The 1,024-nt window shown below is 40.8% G+C and carries 1 protein-coding gene and 1 pseudogene; both read left to right on the forward strand.

Annotated features, from left to right (window positions below):
* Window positions 1-151, forward strand: a pseudogene (locus OFN91_RS08270) (Jag N-terminal domain-containing protein); the annotation flags it as partial.
* Window positions 144-1,024 (forward strand): tRNA uridine-5-carboxymethylaminomethyl(34) synthesis GTPase MnmE (gene mnmE, locus OFN91_RS08275; protein ID WP_270873908.1); only part of this gene is annotated, 881 nt, incomplete at its 3' end. The pseudogene OFN91_RS08270 and the gene mnmE, both read left to right, overlap by 8 nt.

Genomic DNA, 1,024 nt, shown 5'->3' on the forward strand with positions numbered 1-1,024 from the left:
GGCAGGAAAGGCTTATACTAAGCCTTATGACGGTGCTTTGGTAAAATTTGCGGTAGATAGATTAAGGGCTGAATTTCCGGAAAAATATGTCGGCGTAAAAAGTGCCAAAAACGGAAAAATCATAGTCATAAACGACAACAGTAATGAATGATGATATTGTCGCCGTCGCCACAGCGCACGGCACAGGCGGTATATCCATAGTGAGATTAAGCGGTGCAAATTCGCTTAATCTTGCCCTAAAACTTATAAATAAAAATTCTCTAAAACCCCGTTATGCGACACTTTGCGAGATAAAAAATGCTAATGGCGAATTTATCGATGAAGCCATTGTGATTTATTTTAAAGCCCCGTTTAGTTTCACAGGCGAAGAAGTCGTCGAATTTCACACGCACGGCGGTTTGGTGATTTCAAATTTAATCATCGACGAGCTTGTAAATTTAGGCGCTAGAATTGCAAGCCCGGGTGAGTTTAGCAAAAGAGCCTATCTAAATGGTAAAATGGATTTAACAAAAGCAGAAGCTATTCAAGCTCTCATAAATTCACGCAGCGAAAGCGCAACAAAAATCCTAGCTAAAAACCTGCACGGCGAACTTAAAAACTATGTCGAAACCTTGCGCTCGGAGCTTGTTAAGACGCTGGCTTTTGTGGAGACTTGCATTGATTATGCCGAAGAGGATTTGCCAAGCGATATTTTAGAAAAAACTAGCGCAATGCTAGATGAAAACTCGCACAAACTAAGCAAAATAGCCGAAGTTAGCGAACAAAGAAAAGGGCTAATCGAAGGCTTTAAAGTAGCGATTATTGGCAAACCAAATGTCGGCAAAAGTAGCATTTTAAATTCACTCTTAAACTACGAAAGGGCGATTGTCAGCGACGAAGCAGGCACGACAAGGGATCGCATAGAAGAAAGCCTTAAAATCGGCACTCATATAATCCGCATTATAGATACAGCTGGAATTCGAAATGGGGCTTCAAATTTAGAAAATATCGGCATTTCGCACTCCATAAAGGCTGTAAAAGAAGC

It is taken from the genome of Campylobacter sp. JMF_08 NE1 (assembly GCF_027737875.1).
Classification (GTDB): Bacteria; Campylobacterota; Campylobacteria; order Campylobacterales; family Campylobacteraceae; genus Campylobacter_B.